General features: G+C 72.0%; 21 protein-coding genes and 1 pseudogene. 4 read left to right on the plus strand and 18 right to left on the minus strand.

Features of this window, described 5'->3' with window-relative positions:
• Window positions 1-113: 113 nt before the first annotated feature.
• The 12 genes from LL648_RS23340 to LL648_RS23395 all read right to left on the minus strand — a co-directional run bounded on the left by LL648_RS23340 (window position 114) and on the right by LL648_RS23395 (window position 14,539).
• Window positions 114-1,133, minus strand: a complete 1,020-nt coding sequence (locus LL648_RS23340) for an iron-siderophore ABC transporter substrate-binding protein (protein WP_232664824.1) — start codon at window positions 1,131-1,133, stop codon at window positions 114-116.
• Between the two features lie 82 nt (window positions 1,134-1,215).
• Window positions 1,216-2,385: a fatty acid desaturase family protein gene (locus LL648_RS23345; protein WP_232664825.1), complete on the minus strand. Its 1,170-nt coding sequence runs from the start codon at window positions 2,383-2,385 to the stop codon at window positions 1,216-1,218.
• Between the two features lie 8 nt (window positions 2,386-2,393).
• Window positions 2,394-3,467, minus strand: coding sequence for a ferredoxin reductase (locus LL648_RS23350; RefSeq protein WP_232664826.1), 1,074 nt, complete (start codon window positions 3,465-3,467; stop codon window positions 2,394-2,396).
• Between the two features lie 167 nt (window positions 3,468-3,634).
• The gene (locus tag LL648_RS23355) at window positions 3,635-4,411 is read right to left on the minus strand and encodes a 3-keto-5-aminohexanoate cleavage protein (protein WP_232664827.1); all 777 of its coding nucleotides are present in this window, start codon (window positions 4,409-4,411) and stop codon (window positions 3,635-3,637) included.
• 120 nt (window positions 4,412-4,531) lie between these two features.
• Window positions 4,532-6,823: an NAD-dependent DNA ligase LigA gene (gene ligA / locus LL648_RS23360; protein ID WP_232664828.1), complete on the minus strand. Its 2,292-nt coding sequence runs from the start codon at window positions 6,821-6,823 to the stop codon at window positions 4,532-4,534.
• A gap of 552 nt (window positions 6,824-7,375) precedes the next feature.
• Window positions 7,376-8,521, minus strand: coding sequence for a methionine synthase (locus tag LL648_RS23365; protein ID WP_232664829.1), 1,146 nt, complete (start codon window positions 8,519-8,521; stop codon window positions 7,376-7,378).
• 48 nt (window positions 8,522-8,569) lie between these two features.
• Entirely contained in the window at window positions 8,570-9,649 is a 1,080-nt protein-coding gene (gene mnmA / locus LL648_RS23370) for a tRNA 2-thiouridine(34) synthase MnmA (protein ID WP_232664830.1), read from the minus strand.
• A complete protein-coding gene (locus LL648_RS23375; RefSeq protein WP_232664844.1) occupies window positions 9,646-10,842 on the minus strand; it encodes a cysteine desulfurase family protein in 1,197 nt (398 codons plus the stop codon). The genes mnmA and LL648_RS23375 overlap by 4 nt, the downstream gene beginning before the upstream one ends.
• Before the next feature lie 153 nt (window positions 10,843-10,995).
• Entirely contained in the window at window positions 10,996-11,847 is an 852-nt protein-coding gene (locus LL648_RS23380) for a lysophospholipid acyltransferase family protein (RefSeq protein WP_232664831.1), read from the minus strand.
• Between the two features lie 2 nt (window positions 11,848-11,849).
• Window positions 11,850-12,611 carry a GNAT family N-acetyltransferase gene (locus LL648_RS23385; RefSeq protein WP_232664832.1) on the minus strand — a complete coding sequence of 254 codons (762 nt, stop codon included), beginning with the start codon at window positions 12,609-12,611 and terminating at the stop codon, window positions 11,850-11,852.
• A gap of 165 nt (window positions 12,612-12,776) precedes the next feature.
• Complete coding sequence (locus tag LL648_RS23390) at window positions 12,777-13,724, minus strand: electron transfer flavoprotein subunit alpha/FixB family protein (protein ID WP_232664833.1); 948 nt, start codon at window positions 13,722-13,724, stop codon at window positions 12,777-12,779.
• A gap of 29 nt (window positions 13,725-13,753) precedes the next feature.
• The gene (locus tag LL648_RS23395) at window positions 13,754-14,539 is read right to left on the minus strand and encodes an electron transfer flavoprotein subunit beta/FixA family protein (protein WP_232664834.1); all 786 of its coding nucleotides are present in this window, start codon (window positions 14,537-14,539) and stop codon (window positions 13,754-13,756) included.
• Between the two features lie 294 nt (window positions 14,540-14,833).
• Between LL648_RS23395 and LL648_RS23400 the strand changes: the two genes are divergently transcribed.
• A complete protein-coding gene (locus LL648_RS23400) occupies window positions 14,834-15,148 on the plus strand; it encodes a hypothetical protein (RefSeq protein WP_232664835.1) in 315 nt (104 codons plus the stop codon).
• A 59-nt stretch (window positions 15,149-15,207) separates the two neighbouring features.
• Here LL648_RS23400 and LL648_RS23405 read toward each other — a convergent pair whose 3' ends face one another.
• The 4 genes from LL648_RS23405 to LL648_RS23420 form a co-directional block, all read right to left on the minus strand.
• The gene (locus LL648_RS23405) at window positions 15,208-16,107 is read right to left on the minus strand and encodes a hypothetical protein (RefSeq protein ID WP_232664836.1); all 900 of its coding nucleotides are present in this window, start codon (window positions 16,105-16,107) and stop codon (window positions 15,208-15,210) included.
• Between the two features lie 267 nt (window positions 16,108-16,374).
• Window positions 16,375-16,968: a TetR/AcrR family transcriptional regulator gene (locus tag LL648_RS23410; RefSeq protein ID WP_232664837.1), complete on the minus strand. Its 594-nt coding sequence runs from the start codon at window positions 16,966-16,968 to the stop codon at window positions 16,375-16,377.
• A gap of 23 nt (window positions 16,969-16,991) precedes the next feature.
• On the minus strand, window positions 16,992-18,533 hold the full coding sequence (locus tag LL648_RS23415) for an acyl-CoA synthetase (protein WP_232664838.1): 1,542 nt from the start codon (window positions 18,531-18,533) through the stop codon (window positions 16,992-16,994).
• Between the two features lie 43 nt (window positions 18,534-18,576).
• A complete protein-coding gene (locus LL648_RS23420; RefSeq protein WP_232664839.1) occupies window positions 18,577-19,167 on the minus strand; it encodes a helix-turn-helix domain-containing protein in 591 nt (196 codons plus the stop codon).
• A 51-nt stretch (window positions 19,168-19,218) separates the two neighbouring features.
• Between LL648_RS23420 and LL648_RS23425 the strand changes: the two genes are divergently transcribed.
• On the plus strand, window positions 19,219-19,614 hold the full coding sequence (locus LL648_RS23425; protein WP_232664840.1) for a PPOX class F420-dependent oxidoreductase: 396 nt from the start codon (window positions 19,219-19,221) through the stop codon (window positions 19,612-19,614).
• Window position 19,615: 1 nt separating this feature from the next.
• On the plus strand, window positions 19,616-20,416 hold the full coding sequence (locus LL648_RS23430) for an alpha/beta fold hydrolase (RefSeq protein WP_232664841.1): 801 nt from the start codon (window positions 19,616-19,618) through the stop codon (window positions 20,414-20,416).
• A 123-nt stretch (window positions 20,417-20,539) separates the two neighbouring features.
• On the opposite strand, the gene ribA is transcribed toward LL648_RS23430, so the two are convergent.
• Window positions 20,540-21,193, minus strand: coding sequence for a GTP cyclohydrolase II (ribA, locus tag LL648_RS23435; protein ID WP_232664842.1), 654 nt, complete (start codon window positions 21,191-21,193; stop codon window positions 20,540-20,542).
• A gap of 55 nt (window positions 21,194-21,248) precedes the next feature.
• On the opposite strand from ribA, the gene LL648_RS23440 reads away from it, so the two are divergent.
• Window positions 21,249-21,962, plus strand: coding sequence for a creatininase family protein (locus LL648_RS23440; protein WP_232664843.1), 714 nt, complete (start codon window positions 21,249-21,251; stop codon window positions 21,960-21,962).
• 103 nt (window positions 21,963-22,065) lie between these two features.
• On the opposite strand, the pseudogene LL648_RS23445 reads toward LL648_RS23440, so the two are convergent.
• Window positions 22,066-22,869, minus strand: a pseudogene (locus tag LL648_RS23445) (lysylphosphatidylglycerol synthase domain-containing protein); the annotation flags it as partial.
• Window positions 22,870-22,872: the final 3 nt, after the last annotated feature.

Genomic DNA, 22,872 nt, shown 5'->3' on the forward strand with positions numbered 1-22,872 from the left:
GCCGGGAATGTGGCTTTCCCGGCGCGTGGGGCTGGGAAGGTGGCTTTCCCGGCATCGTGTGCGTTCCGCACGCGTGGGCAGGAAAGTGGCTTTCCTGCCCTCCCCGCAAAGCCCTACCCCTGCGGCCGGACGACCCGCGTGAGTTCGCGCTCCAGCACGTCGAGCACGAACGGCAGGCTCAGCACGGTGTTCCAGCCGAACGCCGCCTCGACGTCGCCCTCGAGGAAGATCGACCGCTGCTCCTTGCTGACGGCCATCCGCTGCACCAGCGCGTTCTGCTCGACCGTCGCACGCCCGCCGGGGGTGAACGAGAGCTGGTCCCAGACGAGCACGTCGCGGTCGAGCAGGTTGGTCTGCTCGTAGCTGAGGGTCCCGTAGAACTCCTTGCCCGCGATGTCGTCGAACTCCTTCGGCACGGTGAAGCCGAGCGACGTGAAGAACCGCGACCGCGGGTCCTGCGACGCGAAGAACCCGATGTTCTCCGGGCCGAAGCTGGCCACCACGATCGACTTGCCGGCGAACTCGGGGTGCGCCGCCTTGATCGCGGCGAACCGGCCGTCGAGGTCGTTGACCAGCTTCTCGGCCTCCGCGCTCTTGCCGAGCGCCCGCCCGATCGTCCTGGTCGTCTCCTGCCACGGCGACCCGTAGTCGACGTACTTGCCCGACTGCGTGATCGTCGGGGCGATGTTGGTGAGCTTCGTGTACTCGTCCTGGCTGATCCCGGAGTACAGGCCGAGGATCAGGTCGGGGTCGAGCGCGGCGATCTTCTCCAGCTCGATCGTGTCCATCTTGAGGATCTGCGGGCTCTCCCCGGCCGCCTTCGGCTCGGTCCACGGGTGGATCACGTCGGTCTCCGACCCGTACCACCAGCGGACCGCGACCGGCTTGCTGCCGAGCGCGTAGATGAAGTCGTGCTCCTGGTAGCCGATCGCGACGATCCGCTTCGGCTCTGCCGGGATCGTCGTCGAGCCGTACTTGTGCTCGATGGTCACCGGGAACGCGTCAGCGCTGCCCGACGCGGCCGGCGGCGGCGCGACGCCGGTCTCCCCCGCCCCGCCGCCACAGCCCGCGAGCAGCAACGCCGCCGATGCCACAAGTGCGCACAACGCACGTCCGTACCCGCTCGCCGGCATGCGCCGCCTCCTCCTGAGTGCCCGACCCAGGACAGGACTGTAGCTTAGGTGAGGCTTGCCTGTGGCGTGACGAAGATTGCTGTCAGCCGGCCAGGCGGACCGGGGCGCCGTTGGTCTTGCGCGCCTTGGGCAGCGCGGTGACCGAGCCCTTCGGGCCGCCGCCGGGGAACGCCAGGCGGGCGATCTTCAGGAACACCTTGCCGTACTGCTTCGGCAACGGGCCGGCGGTGTAGGTGAGACCGTAGCGCGCGCAGATCTCGCGGACGCGCGGCGCGATCTCGGCGTAGCGGTTGCTCGGGATGTCCGGGAACAGGTGGTGCTCGATCTGGTGGCTCAGGTTCCCGGTCATGATGTGGAACAGCTTGCTGCCGGTGAGGTTCGCCGAGCCGAGCATCTGCCGCACGTACCACTCGCCCTTGGTCTCGCCTTCGAGGCGCTCCTCCTCGAACGTCTCGGTGCCCTCGGGGAAGTGCCCGCAGAAGATCACGGCGTGCGACCAGATGTTGCGGATGACGTTCGCGGTGAGGTTCGCGGCCGCCGTGTGCAGGAAGCCGGGGCCCGACAGCGCGGGGAAGATCACGTAGTCCTTGGCGAGCTGCTTGCGGACCTTGCGCCAGAACGCCCTCAGGTCGGCCTTCATCTCGGCCTTCGACTTCGTGCCGTCGCGGTACTTGTCGAAGTCGAGGTCGTAGAGCGCGATACCCCACTCGAAGATCAGCGAGAGGCCGATGTTGGTGAGCGGCTGGATCAGGTTGGAGGGCTTCCACTCCTGCTCCGGCGTGATCCGCATGACCGTGTAGCCGAGGTCACGGTCCTTGCCGCGCACGTTCGTGAACGTGTGGTGCTCGTAGTTGTGGGTGCGCTTCCAGGCCTCGGCCGGGGTCGCGTGGTCCCACTCCCACGTCGTCGAGTGGATCCGCGGGTCGCGCATCCAGTCCCACTGACCGTGCAGGACGTTGTGCCCGATCTCCATGTTGTCGAGGATCTTCGCGACGGAGAGCGCCGCCGTCCCCAGCACCCACGCCGGCGGGAACCGGGAGAAGATCAGGGCAGCACGGCCGCCGATCTCCAGCGCGCGCTGCACCGCGATCACCCTGTGGATGTAGCGGGCGTCGGCCTCGCCGAGGCTGGAGACGACCTCTTCGCGGATCGCGTCGAGCTCGGCGCCGAGCGCCTCGATCTGCTCGTCGGTCAGGTGCGCGGCGGCGCTGATCGTCGTCGTCTGAGTTGCGCTTGCGGTAGCGGTAGGCATTTTGCTCCTCACAGCTCGATCTCGACGTCGCCGGCGGCACCGGATACACAGGTGCGGACGGGGACGCCGGGGGTGTCATGCACGTCGCCGGTGCGCAGGTCGCGGACCGCGCCGGAGCGCAGCTTCCCGACGCACGTGTGGCAGATGCCCATCCGGCAACCGTTGGGCAGCAGCGCGCCCGCGGCCTCGCCGGCGACCATGAGCGGGGTGCCCGGTCCGGCGTCGGCCACGATGTCGCTGGTGGTGAAGTGGACGCGCCCACCGGGGACGCCGTCGGCGACCGTCGCGGGCGGGGTGAATCGTTCGACGTGCAGGGCATCGGGGTCGCCTGCACGGTCCCAGTGCTCGGTGAGCATGTCGAGCATGCCGGCCGGGCCGCACGCCCACGTCTTCCGCGCCGCCCAGTCGGGCACGGTGTCGGTGAGCGCGTCGGCGGTGAGCCGGCCTTCGAGCGCGGTGTGCCGCTCGACGAACCGCATGCCGGTCGCGGCTGCGATCGAACGCAGCTGGGCACCGAACACGAGGTCGCGCGGGGTGCGGTCGCAGTGCACGAGCACCGCGCCGTCGAGCTCTTCCGGACGCTCCTTGGACAGCGTGCGCAGCATCGACATGATCGGCGTGATGCCGCTGCCGGCCGCCAGGAAGAGCAGCTTCTCGGGGGTGGGCTCGCCGAGCACGAACTCGCCCGCCGGCGGACCGAGCCGGACGAGCGTGCCGACGGGCGTGCCGTGCGCGAGCTTGCCGGAGACGGTGCCGCCGGGCACCACCGTCACGGTGATCGAGAGCAGCGGGTCGGACGGGCACGACGTCGCCGAGTAGGTGCGCCACTGCCACACACCGTTGATCCGAATGCCGATCCCGACGAACTGGCCCGGCACGTGCTTCCGGTAGCCGGCGCCCGGCCGCAGCACGAGCGTCGTGGTGTCGGCGGTCTCGCGGCGGAGCCCGATGACCCGCGCGTGGGGTTCACGCGTGGACCACATCGGGTTCATCGTGCCGAGGAGATCGTCAGGCACGACGGGGGTCGTGAGCAAGGCTGCGGCGTCACGCGCCCGACGTCCGATCGCACGGAGAACTCCCATGCAGACAACGGTATTGCGCGCTTCCCACAAAAGGCCACGCTCGTGAGCACGCTGCGGGCGGTGAATCTGTTGCGGGAGCCAAAATTGCTTGCGGATCCCGGATGGATATGGGGGTTAGCCCTATGGTGTCGCCGCCAGGGCTCCGACTTGCCCTGCCGCAGGCCCGTTCAGTTGGGCGCGCGCCGCCCGATCCGGGATCGGCCCGGTGACTGCCAGCTCTGCTTCTTCTCGATCTCGAAGGCCGTCGCGACGAGGTGCTCGTTGCCGGTCGCGAGCCACCCGTTGGGCAGCACCAGCACGTCCTCGAACCCGATGCGCGTATCGAGCTCCATCCGCATGGCGTACTCGAGGACGGGCCACGCGCCGCCCTCTTCGCCGTGGAGGAGCACGGGCACACCGAGCTCGTTCCCGAGCGCGCGCATGATCCGCACACCCTCGGCGACGGCGGTCTCGGGATCGGAGACGGTGGACTCCGCCAGCACGCGGGTGGTGCCGGGCGGGACGCCATTGGTGCGGAGGGTGACGGCGTCGCCGCTCGTCCACACCCCGAGCTCGACGCCGATGCCGACGGAGGCCGCGGCCGCGCAGACGTCGACCCAGCCCTTCTCGTGGACGTTCACCGAGCAGACGTCGGGCTTGCCGACGCCGAGGTGGCCCCACGCCAGCACCGCCTCGATGCGCTTGGTGGGATCGGGCTGGATCCAGCGGCCGGTGGTGACGCCGATCTCCATGCCGGGGACCTCGGCCCTGATCGCGGCGACGGCATCGCCGACGTGCATGGGGTCGAGCGTCTCCTGCGCGTTGGGCCCGCGGGGGTGGACGTGGACCGCAGTGATGCCTTCCCGCGCGACCGCGCGGGCGTCGCGCGCGAGGTGCCGGGCGAGCACAGGCAGCGCAGGGTGCGCGTCCTCGGGACGCGACCCGTTCAGAACCGCTTGCAGCACTGCATCACCCCCACGCCAGAAGGATAGTGCGTCATCAACAAGAGGCTCCGCCTCCTCCGAACGGAGACCTCAATCGAGTTGATCATAGTGTTGCGCAGGGCGACCGGCCACGACCGGCTCTCACTCGCCGATCGTGGCCACCTCCCTCGCGGCATCCGGACCACGCTCCAGCAGGACCCGGAAGCCCGACTCGTCGAGCACGGGCACGCGGAGCTCGATGGCCTTGTCGTACTTCGAGCCCGGCGCCTCGCCCGCGACGACAAAAGCGGTGTTCTTCGAGACCGAGCTCGCCGCTCTGCCACCACGCGCGGTGATGGCCTCCTTGGCCTCGTCACGGGAGTAGGCGTCCATCGAGCCGGTGATGACGATCGACATGCCATCGAGCGTGCGCGGTATCGATCGGTCGACCTCGTCGATCATGCGGACGCCTGCGGCCCGCCACTTCTCGACGACCTCGCGGTGCCAATCGACGCTGAACCAGTCGCGCAGCGCCGCCGCGATCGTCGGGCCGACGCCTTCGACACCGGCGATCGGGGCGAGTGCCTCGGCGAGCGCCTTGCTCTGGGCACGGGTGGCCGCGCGTGCCGCCTTCTCCGCAGCCGCGGCCCGCTCCTCCTCCGAGAGCTGCGCAACCTCCTCGGCGTCGACGCTGCCGTCGACGGCGACCGGCTCGCCGGGCTTCTCCTCCTCCGCCTCGGCGGAAGAGCCGTCGGACGTGATCACGAGCCCGGCCGCCGCGGTGGCAGCGGCAGCCGCCTCGGCAGCGGTCTCGATCGCCTCCATCGAGGTGAACTCGCGCGCGACGGCCTGCGCCGCCGTCGGCCCGACGTGGCGGATCGACAGACCGACCAGCACCCGCCACAGCGGACGCTCCTTCACCGCCTCCAGGTTGGCGAGCAGCTTGCGCCCGTTGGCCGAGAGCTCCCCCGCCTTCGTGCGGAACAGCTCGACCTGCAGCAGCTTCTCCTCGTCGAGCGAGAAGACGTCGCCCTCGTCGTTGACGACACCCGACTTGAGCAGCGCAACAGCGGCCTCGTAGCCGAGCCCCTCGATGTCGAAGGCGCCCCGACCGGCCAGGTGGAACACCCGCTCGCGCAGCTGCGCAGGGCAGGAGCGCGCGTTGGGGCAGCGCCGGTCGACGTCGCCGGCCTTCTGCTGGACGAGCGCGGTGCCGCACTCGGGGCAGTGCGTGGGCATCACGAACTCGCGCTCGCTGCCGTCGCGCAGCTCCACGACCGGCCCGAGCACCTCGGGGATGACGTCGCCGGCCTTGCGGATCACCACGCGGTCGCCGATGAGCACACCCTTGCGCCGCACCTCGTCGGCGTTGTGCAGGGTGGCGAGCCCGACCGTCGAGCCGGCGATGACCACCGGCTCCATCTGCGCGAACGGGGTGACCCGCCCGGTGCGGCCGACGTTGACCTGGATGTCGAGGAGCTTGGTGGTGGCCTCCTCCGGCGGGTACTTGTACGCGATCGCCCAGCGGGGAGCCCGCGACGTCGAGCCCATCCGGCGCTGCAGCGCGACCTCGTCGACCTTGACGACGATGCCGTCGATCTCGTGCTCGATGTCGTGGCGGTGCTCGCCCCAGTACTCGGTGTGGGCGATCACCTCGTCGACGCCGGTGACGACGACCGTGCGCTCGGAGACCGGCAGCCCCCACGCACGCAACGCGTCGTAGCCCTGCGACTGCCGTTCGAGCGCGAACCCGTCGCGTTTGCCGAAGCCGTGGCAGATGAGCCGCAGCTTGCGCGCCGCGGTGATCCGCGGGTCCTTCTGCCGCAGCGACCCGGCCGCGGTGTTGCGCGGGTTGGCGTAGACGGGCTTGCCGGCCTCGACCATCTGCGCGTTGAGCGCCTCGAAGTCCTCCAGCCGGAAGTAGACCTCCCCGCGCACCTCGACCAGCGCGGGCACCGGGAACTCCGGCGTGCCGGTGAGCTGCTCCGGCACCTCCTCCAGCGTGCGCATGTTGAGCGTGATGTCCTCGCCCGTGCGCCCGTCGCCTCGGGTGAGGGCCCGGGTGAGCATGCCGTTCTCGTACAGGAGGTTGACCGCCAGCCCGTCGATCTTCAGCTCGCAGAGGTAGTGCACCTGCTCCGACCCGATGTCGCGGGCCACCCGCTCGGCCCAGCCGCGCAGGTCGTCGGCCGTGAACGCGTTGTCGAGGCTGAGCATGCGCTCGAGGTGGTCGTGCGCGACGAACTCCGTGCTGAACCCGCTGCCGACCTTCTGCGTCGGCGAATCCGGCGTCACCAGCTCCGGGTGCTCCGCCTCCAGCGCCAGCAACTCGCGCCACAGCTCGTCGAACTGCCCGTCGGAGATGATCGGCGCATCGACGTAGTAGCGGAACTGGTGATCGGCCACCTCGGCTGCGAGGTTGGCGTGGCGCACCTTGGGATCTTCATCCGTCACGAGGGCAGATTACCGATGCCGACCGACAAAACACCCCTGATCAGCCACGTGTACGCGGTCGGCCGCCCAGGTCGGGCGCCAGCGGGCTCCCCTGGCGCCACATGGAACCCTGTGGCTGCTCTACAACGTTGCACGACCGCCACAAGGTTCCACGACGCGGACGGGGCACGGTCAACGCGCACTGGCTCACGTGTCAGCGTGAACGACTGCGATCTGATCAACGTGTGGACCGGTGAGCGTGCACGAGGTCACCACTCTCGGCCTCGACCTACCGACGGCCGCGGACCCGAGCCGCGCCCAGCACGGACCCTCATCCCTCGTGGCGCCCGAAGGCCATGGCGGACTTTCCTGACCTTCCGCCCCGGACGTGCAGCGGCCTGCAGCGTGCCGGTGGATCCCGATTCCCCGCTCCTCCTGCCGTTCGCCCGCCGGGCCGACTGCAAGAGGTCGTCGGCCGGGCGGGTCCCCTGGGAGGGCAGGAAAGCCACTTTCCTGCCCTGTGAGGGCCGGAAAGTGGCTTTGCTGCCCTCCCGTGCGGAACGCACGCGCCCCCTACTCGTCCGGGTCCCCGAACGCCTTCGCGAGCTCTGCGCACAGCGCCATCGCCCGCCGCGCCCAGTTGGGCGTCGCGCCGGCGAGGCCGCAGGCGGGGGTGGGGACGGTGAGCTCGGTGAGGCGGTGCCTGTCGAAGCCGAGCCGGTCGGCCAGCTCGAACACGCGCTTCGCGAGCGCGGGCGCGGCGACGGGCCGCCCGGGGTCGTGGGTCGGGACGATCCCGAGCAGCAGCGGCGTCCCCGCATCCCACGTCTCGCCGAGCGCGTCGAGCGCCGCGGGGAGGGCGGTGCGGCCGGAGACCGCGGGCCGGGTGGCGTCGATGCTGATCCCGGCCGCGCCGATGCCGTTGAGCAGCCGCACGGGCGGCTCGTCGGCGCAGCAGTGCACCACGACGGGGACGCCGAGCGCGGTGATCAGGTCCCGCAGCGCGTCTTGCGCGTCGGTCTCCGCGACCGCCCGCACCGTCCCGTACCCCGAGGGGGTCGGAATCTGCCCGGCGATCACCGCGGGCAGCGCCGGCTCGTCGAGCTGCAGCACGACGCTCGCGCCGGTCCGCGCGGCCACCTCGGCGACGTGCTGCCGCAGCCCCTCCGTGAGGCTCGCGGTGAACTCGCGGACCGCGCCGTGGTCGGTCAGCACCCGATGTCCCGTGTGCAGCTCCACCGTCGCCGCCAGCGACCACGGTCCGGCCGCCTGCACCTTCACCCACGCCGGCCGCACCGGGTCGCAGGCTTCGTCGAACGCGTCCATGTCGCCCCTGAGCAGGTCGACGGCGATCCGGTGGTCACGGCCCGGCCGATCGGCCACCCGGTAGCCCGACGGCCGCACCTCTACCGCGATGTCCACCAGCAGCGACGCCGTGCGCCCGACGATGTCCGCCCCGACGCCGCGGGCCGGCAGCTCGGGCAGGTACGGCAGCAGCGGCAGCTCCCCCACGACGGTCGCGGCGGCCTCCCGCGGGTCGGTCCCGGGCAACGAGCCGATCGCCGTCGCGGCGCCGGCCGGCCACCGCTCCTGCGGCTGGGCCGGCTCTTCCTCGGGTTCGTCCTGCGCCGCCACGACGATCGGCGCGGGCTCCCCCGGCCGGACGTTCCCCAGCCCGGCCGCGGCCAGAGCTGCGGCCAGTGCGTCGTCAGTGCTCACCCGCGGTGTCTACCACCGGTCCCGCAGGCCGCTGAGGCCGGCCGGGTCTCAGCCGGTGGACGTGATGCGGGCGCTGCCGAGCACGACGTCGCCGCCGTCGGCGTCGGGCCGGTACAGCGCGACGGCCTGGCCCGGCGCCACCCCGCGCAGCGGCTCCTCCAGCTCGACGACCAGCGAGTCGGGCGTCGGCACGGCGGTGGCCGCGGCCAGGCCGCCGTGCGCGCGGACCTGCACGACGCACCTGAACCGGTCGCCCGGTGAGTGGCCGGTGCTCCAGATCGGACGGCCGGCCTCGATCCTGCGCACGTCGAGCGCCGACGCCGGGCCGACCCGCACGGTGCCGCTGACCGGCTCGATCCCGAGCACGTAGCGCGGGCGGCCGTCGGCGGCAGGGGCGTCGATGCCGAGGCCCTTGCGCTGGCCGACGGTGAAGCCGTGGACGCCGTCGTGGCGGCCCAGCTCGGTGCCGGTGGCGTCGTCGATCACGGCGCCCGGCCTGGCACCGATCCGGGCGCTCAGGAACGCGCGGGTGTCGCCCGACGGGATGAAGCAGATGTCGTGGCTGTCGGGCTTGTCCGCGACCCGCAGCCCGCGCGCGGCGGCCTCGGCCCGCACCGCGGACTTCGGGGTGTCGCCGATGGGGAACATCGCGTGCGCCAGCTGGTGCTGCGTGAGCACGGCCAGCACGTACGACTGGTCCTTGTCGGCGTCGACCGCGCGGCGCAGCTCACCATCGACGAGCCGCGCGTAGTGGCCCGTGCAGACGGCGTCGAAGCCGAGCGCGAGCGCGCGGTCGAGCAGGGCCGCGAACTTGATCTTCTCGTTGCAGCTCAGGCACGGGTTCGGCGTCTGCCCGGCGGCGTAGGCGGCGACGAAGTCGTCGACAACACCCTCGCTGAACTGCGCGGCGAAGTCCCACACGTAGAACGGGATGTCGAGCACGTCGGCGGCGCGGCGCGCATCACCCGCGTCCTCCTTGGAGCAACAGCCCCGCGAGCCCGCGCGCAGCGCCGCCGGGGTCTCGGAGAGCGCGAGGTGCACCCCGACGACGTCGTGTCCCGCGTCGACCGCACGCGCGGCGGCGACGGCGGAGTCGACCCCACCGCTCATGGCCGCGAGCACCCTCATCGCGCACCGGCCTTCCGCGCCCGCTCCACGACCTGCCCGATCACGGCGGCCACGGCGTCGACGTCGGCCGCGGTGGTGGTGTGCCCGAGCGAGAAGCGCAGCGAGCCACGCGCAGTGGCATCCCCCGCGCCCATCGCGAGCAGCACGTGGCTGGGCTGCGCTACACCTGCGGTGCAGGCCGAGCCGGTGGAGCACTCGATGCCGTGCGCATCGAGCAGCATCAGCAGGCTGTCGCCCTCGCAGCCGGGGAACGACAGGTGCGCGTTGCCGGGCAGGCGGGACGGGCCGCCCTCGACGACGCCCGTGCCCGGATCGCCGTTGAGGGTGGCGTCGGGGACGGTGGCGCGGATCTTGCCGACGAGGTCGTCGCGCAGCCCGGCCAGCTGCGTCGCGCGCCGCGGCCCATCGGCCACGGACTGCTCGACCGCCGCGGCCAGCCCGACGACGCCGGGGGTGTCGAGGGTGCCGGAGCGCACGTCGCGCTCCTGGCCGCCGCCGTGCAGCAGCGGGGTGAGCGCCACCTCGCGGCCGAGCAGCAGCGCGCCCGCACCGATCGGCCCGCCCAGCTTGTGGCCCGTGAGCGTGAGCGCGTCGACCCCGCAAGCCGCGAAGTCGACCGGGAGGATCCCGACGGCCTGCACGGCGTCGGTGTGCAGCGGGACGTCGAACTCGTGGGCGATCGCGGCCAGTTCCCTGATCGGGTTGACCGTGCCGACCTCGTTGTTCGCCCACATCACGGAGACGAGCGCGACCCGCTCCGGCTCGCGCGCCAGCGCCGCGCGCAGCACCTCGGGACGCACCCGGCCCTCGTGGTCGACCTCCAGCAGCTCGACCTCGGCGCCCTCGTGCGTGGCGAGCCACTCCGCCGAGTCGAGCACGGCGTGGTGCTCGATCGCGGAGACGAGCACCCGCCGGCGGCGGTCGTCGGCGCTGTGGCGGGCCCAGTAGAGGCCCTTGACGGCGAGGTTGTCGCTCTCGGTGCCGCCGGTGGTCAGCACGACCTCGGACGGCCGCGCGCCGACAGCGGCGGCGATCCGCTCGCGCGACTCCTCCACCGCGCGCCGCGCCCGGCGGCCCGCTCCGTGGAGGGACGACGCGTTGCCCGTGCGCCGCAGCGCGTCGGTCATCGCCGCCACCGCGGACTCCAGCATCGGGGTGGTGGCGGCATGATCGAGGTAAGTGGCACCTTGCATGTTCACGCCCGCGATCCCTGTCACCCGTACCGGTCGGAAAGTTCCGGCATCCAGGGTAGACGCCGTCCCCGCCGCCCCGACTTCCCCACCGTTTTGCCAACCTGCACGGGCTTTCGGGTCTGCAGGTTGGCAAAACGGTGGGGAAGTTCGGGGTCAGGCGGCCACTGCTGGGGTGAATGCGGGTTCGGCGGGGACTGGCGCAGCGCCGTGCCGGACGCCGGTCACCCACGCGATCGCCTCGCCCGCCCGCGCGGCGAGCTCGCGCCGGTCGGAGCCCGGCGGGATCGGTGGCAGCACGGTCAGCTCGCACTCGACGCCCCGCATGCGCACGACCCGCATGAGGGAGTCGAGCAGTGTCTGATCGCCGACGAAGGCCGGGTCCTGCGTGCTGAACCTCAGCGCGACCGGCCGCACGGGCACCCCGGCGTCGATCGCGGCCTGGAACGCCGCGCGCCGGAACGTGCCCGCGGCCGAGCCGCACCACGTCGTGCCCTCGGGGAAGACGCCGACCACCCCACCGTCGCGCAGGACGTCGGCGGTCGCGGCCACCGTCGCCGGCAGCGCGTGCAGGCCCGCCCGGTCGACGAAGAGCGCGCCGGAGCGCTCGGCGACCCAGCCGATCACCGGCCACTCCCGCACCTCGCGCTTGGCGAGCATGCGCACGGGCGAGACGGCGTCGACGGCGAGGATGTCGATCCACGACATGTGGTTCGCGACGACGAGCGCGCCGCGGCCGGGTGCCGCGTACTCCGCGGCACCGGTGATCCGCAGCCGCACGCCCGCCGCCTGCAGCACTGCTCGGCTGCCGGCCCGCAGCCACCGCTCCCGCGCCCGCCGCGGGAGGAACGGCACCCCGGCGACGGTCACCAGGAGCGCGGCCGCGAGCCGGACGGTCCGCATGATCACCTGCAGCCGCCCCACCTGCGGCGACGACTCCGCGGGCAGGCAGTCGGGAGTGCACGGCGAGGCCGGCGCCCAGCCGCTCCACGCGAGCACGGGATGCATCGTCAGCCCTCGCCGAGGAAGAACCGCAGGTACCGCGGGTCGGTGTGATCGAGCCCGAGCAGCACGAGGAAGTCGGCGCAGTCGAAGTCGGCGTCGAACGCGGGCGGGCCGCACACCCATGCGCCGAGGCGCAGGTAGCCCTTCAGCAGCGGCGGCAGCGCGGCCCGGCCGGGCCGTTCGATGCCGGCGGGGTTCCACGGCACGTACGGCGCCGCGCGGTAGCTCTCCGGCGCGAGGTGCTTTGTGAGCACCTGGTCGTGCACGCTCGCCGCGAGCGCTCCCCCGTCGGCCAGCGGGACGCTCGCGCAGCCGGCCAGCCAGCGGTTGCCGGTCAGCAGCATGTACCGGGCGATGCCGGCCCACACGAGCCCGACGACGGCGCCGTTGCGGTGGTCGCGGTGCACGCACGAGCGGCCCGTCTCGACGAGCGAGTCGCGCAGCGGCGCGAGCGAGTCGACGACGAACTCGCCTTCGGCGTAGAGCGCGCCTGCCGCGCGGGCCCGGTCCGGCGGCAGCATGCGGTAGGTGCCGACGATCTCGGCGGTCGCGTCCTCGCGGACCACGATGTGGTCGCAGAAGGCGTCGAACCGGTCGGCGTCGATGCCCTGCTCGAGGCTGTGCAGGGTGGCGCCGAGCTCACCGGCGAACACGTCGTGGCGCAACCGCTGGGCGGCCCGCACCTCGGCGGCGTCGGTGGTGAGCAGGAGTGAGTAGCGGGACGCGGCAGCCTGCGGCGTCTGGACGAGCACCTGCGAGGAGGTCACGCGCTGTTGGTACGTGCCGCAAGCAACGCGCGGTGACGGCGACGCGGAAGCGGGGCTGACGCTCCGGTGAACAGCACCCGGGAGATGACGACGGGGAAGCCACCTCCCCGACGTCAGACGTCTGGAAGGTGGCTTCCCCGACAACGCGCTCCGGCGCGGGGCTGATCAGCCCTTTCGCTTGGCGATCTCGTCCTTCAGCTGCGGCGCGACCTTGAACAGGTCGCCCACGACACCGAAGTCGGCGATCTCGAAGATCGGCGCCTCGGGGTCCTTGTTCACCGCGATGATCGTCTTCGACGTCTGCATCCCGGCGCGGTGCTGGATCGCGCCCGAGATGCCCAGCGCGATGTAGAGCTGCGGCGAGACGGTCTTGCCGGTCTGCCCCACCTGGAACTGGTGCGGGTAGTAGCCGGAGTCGACCGCGGCCCGCGAGGCACCCACGGCGCCGCCCAGCGCGTCGGCGAGCTCCTCGACGACGTTGAAGTCCTCGGCGGAGCCGACGCCTCGGCCGCCGGAGACGACGACGCTCGCCTCGGTCAGCTCGGGCCGGTCACCCCCGGTGATCGGCTCGCGCGACGTGACCTTCGCGGAGCGCGCGTCGGACGACGGCACCGCAACCGGCTCCTCGGCCCCCGCGCCCGCCGACTCCTCGATCTCGACGGAGCCCGGCCGCAGCGTGATCACCGGGTGCGCGGTGTTGGACTTCGCCTCGGCGATGTAGGCGCCACCGAAGATGGAGTGCGTCGCACCGTCGGCGCTGACGCCGACGACGTCGGTGAGCAGCGCAGAGTTCGTGCGAGCCGCGAGCCGACCGGCGATCTCCTTGCCGTCGGCGGTCGCGCTGATGAGCACCGAGGCGGGCGACGCCGACTCGATGAGCGCGGCGAGCACGTCCACCTCGGGGGTGAGGAACGCCTCGTCGCCGCTCTCCGCGACGTAGATCTTCTCGGCGCCATGCGCCTTGAGCCCTTCACCGAGCTTGCCGGCCGTGCCGGCGGGGCCGACGACGACCGCGGAGGGCTCGCCGACCGCGCGGGCGGCCGTCAGCAGCTCGTAGGTCGACTTCTTGATCTCACCCTCGACGTGGTCGACGAGTACCAGAACCTCAGCCATGAGTTTTCTTCCCTTCCCGTCGATCGTTCTCAGATGAGCTTCTGCGCGACGAGGTACGCCGCGATCCGCGAGCCGCCGTCGCCCTCGTCCTCGACCTTCTCGCCGGCGCTCTTCGGCGGCTTCGGCGACGAGGTGGTGACGGTGCTGAGCGCGTTGGCCAGCCCGACCTCGGAGGCGTCGATGCCGGCATCGGCGAGCGTGATCGACGCGACGGGCTTCTTCTTCGCCGCCATGATCCCCTTGAAGGACGGGTACCGCGGCTCGTTGATCTTCTCGCCGACCGACACCACGGCGGGCAGCTCGGCCGTGAGGTGCGTGACGCCGTCGTCGGTCTCGCGCTTGACGGTGATCGTCGAGCCGTCGACGGTGATCTCGCGGGCGTGCGTCAGCGCGGGTACGCCGAGCAGGTCGGCAACCATCGCGGGAACGGCGGCCGAGCGACCGTCGGACGCCTCGTTGCCCGCGACGACGAGGTCGTAGCCCTCGACCGTGCCGATCGCCTTCGCCAGCGCGCGTGCTGTCTGCACGACGTCGGAGCCGCGCAGCGCCTCGTCGGAGAGGTGCACCGCCTTGTCGGCGCCCATCGACAGCGCTTTGCGGATCGCGTCGGTCGCGCGGTCCGGGCCCATGGTCAGCACCGTGACCTCGGAGCCGTCGTTGGCTTCCTTCAGCTGGAGGGCCGCTTCGACGGCGCGCTCGTTGATCTCGTCGAGCACCGCGTCGGTGGCGTCCCGATCCAGGGTGCCGTCGGACGGGTTGAGCTTCCGCTCCGAGTAGGTGTCCGGCACCTGCTTGACCAGCACGACGATGTTCATCGGACCTCTTCGACCTCCTGCCGGTGCGGCCAGGCCGCCCTCGGATCGTGTGGGCGTCGGATCGCCCTTAGACATCTAGCCGACTCTGCCACCGCTGCCCCGCATCGGCGCGGCGGGTGGCCGTGCTAGCAATTGTTACCAGGCGGTAAGCACCGGACAAACGTCGCGTGGGGGTGAACCTTCTCACGGCGAACCCTCCACCGCGGCACGATCCCGTGGTATCCACTGCTGTACGGCTGCGCAGGTCCCGCGGTCGACTTCCTTCCGCCGAGCAACGTCGAGCTACGGAGCGCCATGGTCGTAACAGGGTTCGACGACAGGCACGGCTGCGGGTACGTCCTGCGCACCGGCGCCGACGCCGCTGCGCCCGTTCCCGGCGCGAAAGCGGTCACCCACAAGGGCGTCACCGTGCTGGCAACGCCCGAGCTGGCGGCGGCGCTGCAGGACGCGATCGTCAACAACCCGACCGCGCGCCTGGTGTGGTCGGGACCGCCGGTGCAGCTGACGTTCGACGACGTGACGCTGCTCGGGTGGCTGCGCCACACCGTCGGCGGGGTGCTGACGGTGCGCGGCGAGCCGGGCACGACGGCGCGGATCGCGGGGCGCTGACCTTCCACGGCGCTGACCTTCCACAGCGATGACATTCCACGGCGCCGAAGTCCAAGGCGCTACGACAGTCGGGTGGGGTGCAGGGCGTCCACAGCTGCCGCGGCGATGGTGTCCAGCTCGCCGCGCGCGGCCGTCCAGCCCTCGCCGCGCGGCATCCTCGTGAGCAAGGCGATGACGAACCGCTGGTCCTGGCCGACCACCCCGGTGCTGTGCAGGTAGTACATGTCGGAGACGCAGCACATCCAGCCCTGCTTGGCTATCGCACCCGGTGCGCCCGGGCCGTCGACGGTGGTCGAGCGCAGCCCGAACTGCTGGTCGAAGCCGTCGGCCGCGCGCGGCGGTGCGGTGTTCATCGGGACGAGCAGGGTGTCCCGGTCGGCGGCGGGCAGCTCGTCGAGCACGTGCGCCCAGATCCGGACGACGTCGACCGCCGGGGCGAGCATCTCGCCCCACTGCGATCGGGCCGATGGGCCGCCGGTGCCCGTCAACCCGAGCCGGACGGCGGTGCGGCCCGCGGCGCCGGGGCCGTCGAAGCGGGTCCACAGCTGGTTCATCGCATTGTCGTCGCTGGGCCCGAGCGCGTGGCGGACCAGCTCCAGGTCGGCGTCGCCGACGGCGAGACCATCGCTCCGCCTGCGGTCGAGCACGTCCGCGGCGACCACGAGCTTCGCGACGGACGCCGCGTAGAACGGCTGCTCGCCGAGCCGACCGGTGGCGATCTCACCCGTCGCCCGGTCCAGCACCGCAACACCCAGCTCGGTCGCCGGGCCCGTCGCGCCCTGGGCCGCGGCGACGGCGGCCGCAGCGAGCCCGGCGGGCGCGGCCGTCGTGTCGGGGACGTACAGCACGCCCATGACCTCCGGCCGTGCCAGCACCACGGCACCCGCGGCGACCGCGATCGACAGTCCGAGCACGCCCCAGCGCCGCGCCACGCGCGTGCGGGTGGGAGCGGGATACATGAGGGCACCTGCGCGCTCGGGGACGGACGGGTCCACCCACTCCTACCCGACGGACGTGCCGCACGTCCGCAGTCCAGTGCCGGGATCACCGGCTTGGCGCAGCCGTAGCGGCCCTGCCAGGGGGTCAGCCGACGCGGGCCGCGCACTGGGGACGGGGATGCGTGCGTCCCGCACGCGTTGCCAGGAAAGCCACTTTCCTGGCGCCACAGGACAGGAAGGTGGCTTTCCTGGCAACCCCACCACCCCACCGACCATCTGCAGGACGGCTCAGCTGAAGACCCGGTCGAGGTGCAGGTCGATGAGGCGCTCGGCTGCTGCCTCCGTCATGGTCCGCGGGTCGGCGTAGGTCTGCATGGTCAGCCCGTCGACGAGCACCCAGATCGCCATGGCCTCCGTGGCGGGGTCGCGGTCGACCGGCACCTCGCCGAGCTCCCGCGCCTCCGCGATGGCGTTCTCGAGGCTCGCGCGCGCCATGGCGCTCGCCGCGGCCTGCACCCTGCGCAACGGCTCACTGCTCACCGCGTGGCCGCAGAACGCCAGGTAGACGCGCACCTCCGCCGTGCGCGGCCCGTCCAGCGGGAGGAACTCGAGCAGGCATCGGCGTAGCCGCTCCTTGATCGAGCCGCCGGACTCCCACGAGGCGTTGAGCCGGTCCATCAGGTCGGCGACGTGGTGCTCGAACGTCATGAGGAGCATGTCGTCCTTGGTGCGGAAGTACCGCTGCACCAAGCCGACCGACACGCCGGCCTCCGCAGCGACCTCGGCGACGGTCGGGCCGTCCATGCCCTGTGCGGCCATGACGCGCGTGGTGGCTTCCACGACCTGACGCCGGCGTTGGGCGTGGTCGGCAACTCTCGGCACCCACAAAGAGTACGTCGATATTTTTATCCGGACGTTGTGGCGTACCGCTCCCGCAGCTTCTGCTTCACCAGCTTGCCCGTCGGGGTGCGCGGCAGGTCGTCGGTGAACTCGACGCGCCGCGGCGCCTTGAAGGTCGCGATGCTGCCCCGCACGTGCGCGATCAGCTCCTCGGCCAGCTCCGGCCCAGGCTGTGCCGTCGCCGCCGGCTGCACCACCGCGAGCACCGACTCGCCCATCTCGCCGTCGGGCTCGCCGATCACGGCGACGTCCAGCACGGCGGGGTGCAGCGCGAGGACGTCCTCGATCTCGCGCGGGTAGATGTTCACGCCACCGGAGATGATCGTGAAGCCCTTGCGGTCGACGAGGTAGAGATAGCCGTCGGCGTCGACGTGGCCGAGGTCGCCGCACGTCGCCCAGTTGTCGTGCTGGGGGTGCCGCGAGCCGCGCGTCTTCTCCGGGTCGTTGTGGTACTCGAAGGTCGCGGCGTCGCGCTCGAAGAAGATCGTGCCGACCTCGCCCTGCCCCACCTCCGCGCCGGTGTCGTCACAGATGTGGATCGTGCCGACCAGCGCCTTCCCGACGGTGCCCGGCCGTTGCGCCGCCTCCGTCGGGTTGACGAACGTGATGCCGGCGCCCTCCGTCGACGAGTAGTACTCGTGCACGATCGGGCCCCACCACTCGATCATCGACCGCTTGACGTCGACCGGGCACGGCGCGGCCGCGTGGATCGCGACGCGGTGCGAAGAGAGGTCGTGCTGCGCCTTTACCTGCGCCGGCAGCTTGAGCAGCCGGATCAGCATCGTCGGCACCCACTGGCTGTGCGTCGCGCGGTGGCGCTCGATCGCCGCCAGGGCCGCGACGGGCTCGAACCGCTCCATGACGACGACCGTGCCGCCGAGCTGTTGCACGCGAGCGCTGAACCGCAACGGCGCCGCATGGTAGAGCGGCGCGGGCGAGAGGTAGACGGTGTCGGCGTCGAACCCGTACATCGTGCTGACGACGACGCCTGCCATGTCGCCCGGCTCGTCGACCTGCCGCTTCGGCAGCCGCGGCCGCACCCCCTTCGGCCGTCCGGTCGTGCCCGACGAATAGAGCATGTCCTCGCCGCACGGCTGGTCGGCGAGCGGCGCGGAGGAGACGCCTGCCAGCTCGGTGTCGTAATCGGCGAAGCCCGCGACCGGCCCGCCGAACGCGAGCCGGACCGGCACGGCCGGCACCTGCGCGCCGACGGCTGCGGCGAGCTCCCCGACCGCCGCCGACACGACGACCGCCTTCGCGCCCGAGTCGCGCACGATGTAGGCGGCCTCATCCGGTGTGAGGTGGTGGTTCACGACCGTGATGTAGAGGCCGCTGCGCCGGGTCGCCCAGTAGACCTCGAAGACGCGCGGGTCGTTGTCCGAGATCAGCGCGACGACGTCGCCCCGTTCGAGCCCGGCATCGAGGAGGTGGCGGGCCAGCCGCGCCGACCCCTCCTCCAGCTCGCGGTAGGTCAGCTGCTGGCCGGAACCGGCCATGACGACCGCGAGCTTGTCGGGTGTCACGGCGGCGTGCGTCCCAGGGAACATGTGCTCGGTCTACCAGAAATCGGGCGAACACGATGTTCGTCTTTCACCTGGTCGGACGGGCCCTGAGGTGCAGTCGCTCGCCCTGCGGGCCGAAGAGCGTGAGCACCTCCGTCGGCCCCGGCCCGGGGTTGCTGAAGGCGTGCGGGGTGTGGCAGTCGAACTCGACGGCCTCGCCCGGCCGCAGCAGCATGTCGTGCTCCCCGAGCTGCAGCCGCAGCTGCCCGGAGAGCACGTAGCACCAGTCGTACCCCTCGTGCACCTTCGGTTCGGGCTCCGCACCGGGCCAGCCCGCCGGGATGATCTGCTTGAACGCCTGCACCCCGCCGGGGCGACGGGTGAGCGGGACGAACGTCGTGCCGTTGCGGCTGATCGGCCGGGCGTGGACGCGCGGGTCGCCGGTCGGCGGGGCCCCGACCAGCTCGTCGAGCTGCACCTGGTGCGCCCGCGCGAGCCGCAGCAGCAGCTCCAGCGTCGGCTTGCGGCCGCCCGACTCGAGGCGCGAGAGCGTGCTGACCGAGATCCCGGTGCTCTCGGCCAGCCGCGCGAGCGTCGTCCCGCGTTGCCTGCGCAACTCGCGGAGGCGGGGACCGACGGCGTCGAGCACCCCGTCGAGGTCGGGCATGTCGTCCGGCATGCCTCACCATGCCATCCCGGGCGGGCGCGAGCCCCGCGGTATACCTGTGCGGTGTCGCTCCTCGCCCCCTTCCACGACCTCCTCGACTCGACCGCCGTCGCCTTCGTCTCGACGATCGGCAAGGCGGGCGAGCCGCAGATCACGCCGCTATGGTTCCTCCGCGACGGCGAGCACGTGCGGATCAGCCTCGTGGAGGGCCGGCAGAAGCTGCGCAACCTCCGCCGCGACCCGCGGATCTCGCTCGCCGTCGTCGACCCCGCGCGCCCGACGTACTACGTGGAGCTGCGCGGGCAGGTCGCCGAGCTGGTGCTCGACGAGACCATGGATCTCGAGCGGCGCATCGCGGTGAAGTACACCGGCGAGCACGTCGACATCGAGCCGCCCGGCGCCCAACGGTTCGCGGCGACGATCGCGGTCGAGAAGGTCACCAGCCAGCGGGGCATCTGAGGTGGACGGGTACGCGACCGCTGCCGACGGCACCCGGATCGCGTTCCAGGTGCGCGGGAGCGGCCCACCGCTCGTGCTGCTCTCCGGCCAGTCCAACTCCCACCGCTGGTGGGACGCCGTGCGGGCCGACTTCGAGAGCACCTTCACGACGGTCACGCTCGACCACCGCGGCACGGGCGACAGCGACAAGCCGGACGTCCCGTACAGCACCGAGATGTTCGCGGACGACGTCGCCGCCGTGATCAACGCCGCGGTGATCGGCGAGCTCGACGCCGACCGGGTCGACCTCTACGGCACCTCGATGGGCGGCCGGATCGCACAGTGGGTCGCCGTGAAGCACCCGCACCTGGTCCGCACGCTCGTGCTCGGCTGCACGTCACCAGGCGGGATGCACGCCGTCGAGCGCGGGCAGGACGTGCGCAGGTCGCTCGCGCAGGCCGACCGCGCGGCGGCCGACCGGGCGCTCGCCGAGCTGATGTTCACGCCGGCCTGGCTGGCCGAGCACCCCGGACCGCACGCGGTGCTCGGCGACCCGGGGATGCCCGCGTACGCGCGGCGCCGCCACCTCACCGCGAGCGCGCAGCACGACGCGTGGGACGTGCTTCCGGCGATCGCGGCGCCGACGCTCGTCGTCCACGGCGCCGACGACCGGTTCAACCCGACCGCCAACGCCGCCCTCATCGCCGACCGCATCCCCGGCGCCTGGATGCACCTGGTCCCGGGCGCGCGGCACGCCTACTTCGAGGAGTTCCGCGCGACCGCGAGCCCGCTGGTGCTCGAGTTCGTGACCGCCGCACGCTGAACGCACGAGGCAGGGCGAGGGCACCGCAGGTGGTTGCGGCAGTGCCAGGAAAGCCACTTTCCTGGCACCACAGGACAGGAAAGCCACTTTCCTGGCACACCCCGGCGCCGCACCCCCGTCCCGCTACCGCGGGAACGTCCCACTCGCGCGCTCGTCGTCGATGTGCGGCAGGGCGTGCCCCAGCCGGTCGCGCTTGGCCGTCAGATAGCGGACGTTGTGCTGGTCGACCTGCGCCAACAGCGGGACGCGCTCGGCCACCTCGATGCCGTGCTCCTCGAGCGCGCGGATCTTCTCGGGGTTGTTCGACATCAGCCGCACCGAGCGGACGCCGATGTGGTTCAGCACCCGCGCGGCGGCGCCGAAGTCGCGCACGTCGACGGGCAACCCGAGCGCGGTCGCGGAGTCGACGGTGTCGAGGCCCTGCTCGTCCTGCAGGACGTGCGTGCGGGTCTTCGCGACGAGCCCGATCCCGCGCCCCTCGTGCCCGCGCATGTAGACGAACACGCCGGCGCCTTCCCGCACGATCATGTCGAGCGCGGCGTCGAGCTGGTCGCCGCACTCGCAGCGCAGCGCCCCGAAGACGTCCCCGGTCATGCACTCCGAGTGCACCCTGACCAGCACCGACGGCGTCGCCAGGACGTCCCCGTGCACCAGCGCGAGGTGTTCGTGCTCGTCGAACCGGTCGCGGAACGCGACGGCCCGGAACCGGCCCCTCCTCGTCACCAGCTCCGACTCGGCGATCTCCGCCAGTGCCGTACCGATCTTCTGCTCAGGCATCCGTCGCCCCTCTCGTCGCACACCCTCTGCCGCTGCGGTGTGAGAAAGTCCGGCGATGACCGGCGATCTCTCCGACGGCACGTTCCTGCCTCTGGGCACGACGGTCGACGAGCGCGAAAGCGCGAGCCCCGTCGCGCTGCTCCCGATCGGGAGCTTCGAACAACACGGCGCGCACCTCCCATTGGCGACCGACACGGTCATCGCCTGCACCATCGTGCGCGCTGTCGCCGAGAAACACCGGGTGAGGCGTCTGCCCCCGATCACGATCTCCTGCTCGCACGAGCATGCCGCCTGGCCTGGAACCGTGAGCATCAGCGCGACCACGCTCGCTGCGGTCGTGCGCGACATCGGCGATTCGGTGCGCCGGGCCGGGGTCACGAAGCTGGTGCTCGTGAACGGCCACGGCGGCAACTACGTGCTCGGCAACATCGTGCAGGAGGCGACCGTCGACGAGCCGTGGATGGCGTTGTTCCCCGGCGAGGCCGAGTGGTCGGCAGCCCGCGACGCGGCCGGCCTCGGGTCCTCCATGGTCGCCGACATGCACGCCGGCGAGCTGGAAACGTCGATCCTGCTCCATGCGCATCCTCACCTGGTCAGGCCGGGATACGCGACAGGTGATCATCGAGCGGATGATCGACGACATCTGCTGACCCGCGGTATGCAGGCGTACACGACCTCAGGTGTGATCGGGCTGCCGTCGCTGGCGTCCGCTGAGAAGGGACGAGCGCTGCTGGCAGGTCTCGTGGAGTCGTTCGCCGAGCTGCTGTGATCGCCGCGACCCTGCGCGCCACCAGCACCACGACGCCCGGCAGGCACGAGATCAGGCTGAGCACCCCGTAGACGACGGCCGCCGTGAAGCCCTGCGCCGCACCGAAACCCACCGCGCCGAAACCCACCGCGGTGACCGCCTCGCGCGGCCCCCAGCCGCCGAGGTTGATCGGCACGGCCATCGCGAGCAGCGAGAGCACCAGCAGCGGCAGCAGCTCGCCGATCGGCGCCTGCGCCCCGGCGGCACGCGCCGCGACCACGAAGAGCAGCAGATAGCCGACGAGCGCGGCGGCGGAGAGCAGCACGACGGCCGGCCAGTTCCCGACGGCCCTCGTCGTCGCGCGGGCCTCGCCCCATGTCGCACCCAACACCGCGCGCACCCTGGCGGCGCTGCGCGCGCGGGCCGTCCACCAGGCCATGGCGGCGACGCCGAGCCCGGCCAGGCCGGCGGTCGGGAGCCAGTCGCCCGCGACGGTCGGCAGCAGCGCGGGCCGGCTGAACAGGGTCGCTGCACCGACGGCGAACAGCACCGCAAGGCCCGCGAACCGCTCCAGCACGACCGCCCGCACCCCGTTGCCGATGTCACCCGCCCGCCGCCCGTGGCTCAGCGCGCGCTGGACGTCGCCGAGGATCCCGGCGGGGAGCACGGAGTTCAGGAAGAGCGCCTGGTAGCAGTCGGCGACGGCACCGGGCAGGGCGAGCCGCATCCCGAGGCCGCGCGCGACGATGCACCAGCGCCACGCGCTGCACACCGTCGTCGCCACGCCGATCAGGAGGGCGAGCATCACCGACAGCGCGTCCACCGCCGCGAGCCCGGCGACGAACGCGTCGGCGCCGAGCCGCCAGGCGAGCGCGACGACGATCGCCAGCCCGCCGAGCAGGCGCAGCCACGGCCAGAACGGCTTCATCGC

Source organism: Pseudonocardia sp. TRM90224 (assembly GCF_021245725.1).
GTDB lineage: Bacteria > Actinomycetota > Actinomycetes > Mycobacteriales > Pseudonocardiaceae > Pseudonocardia.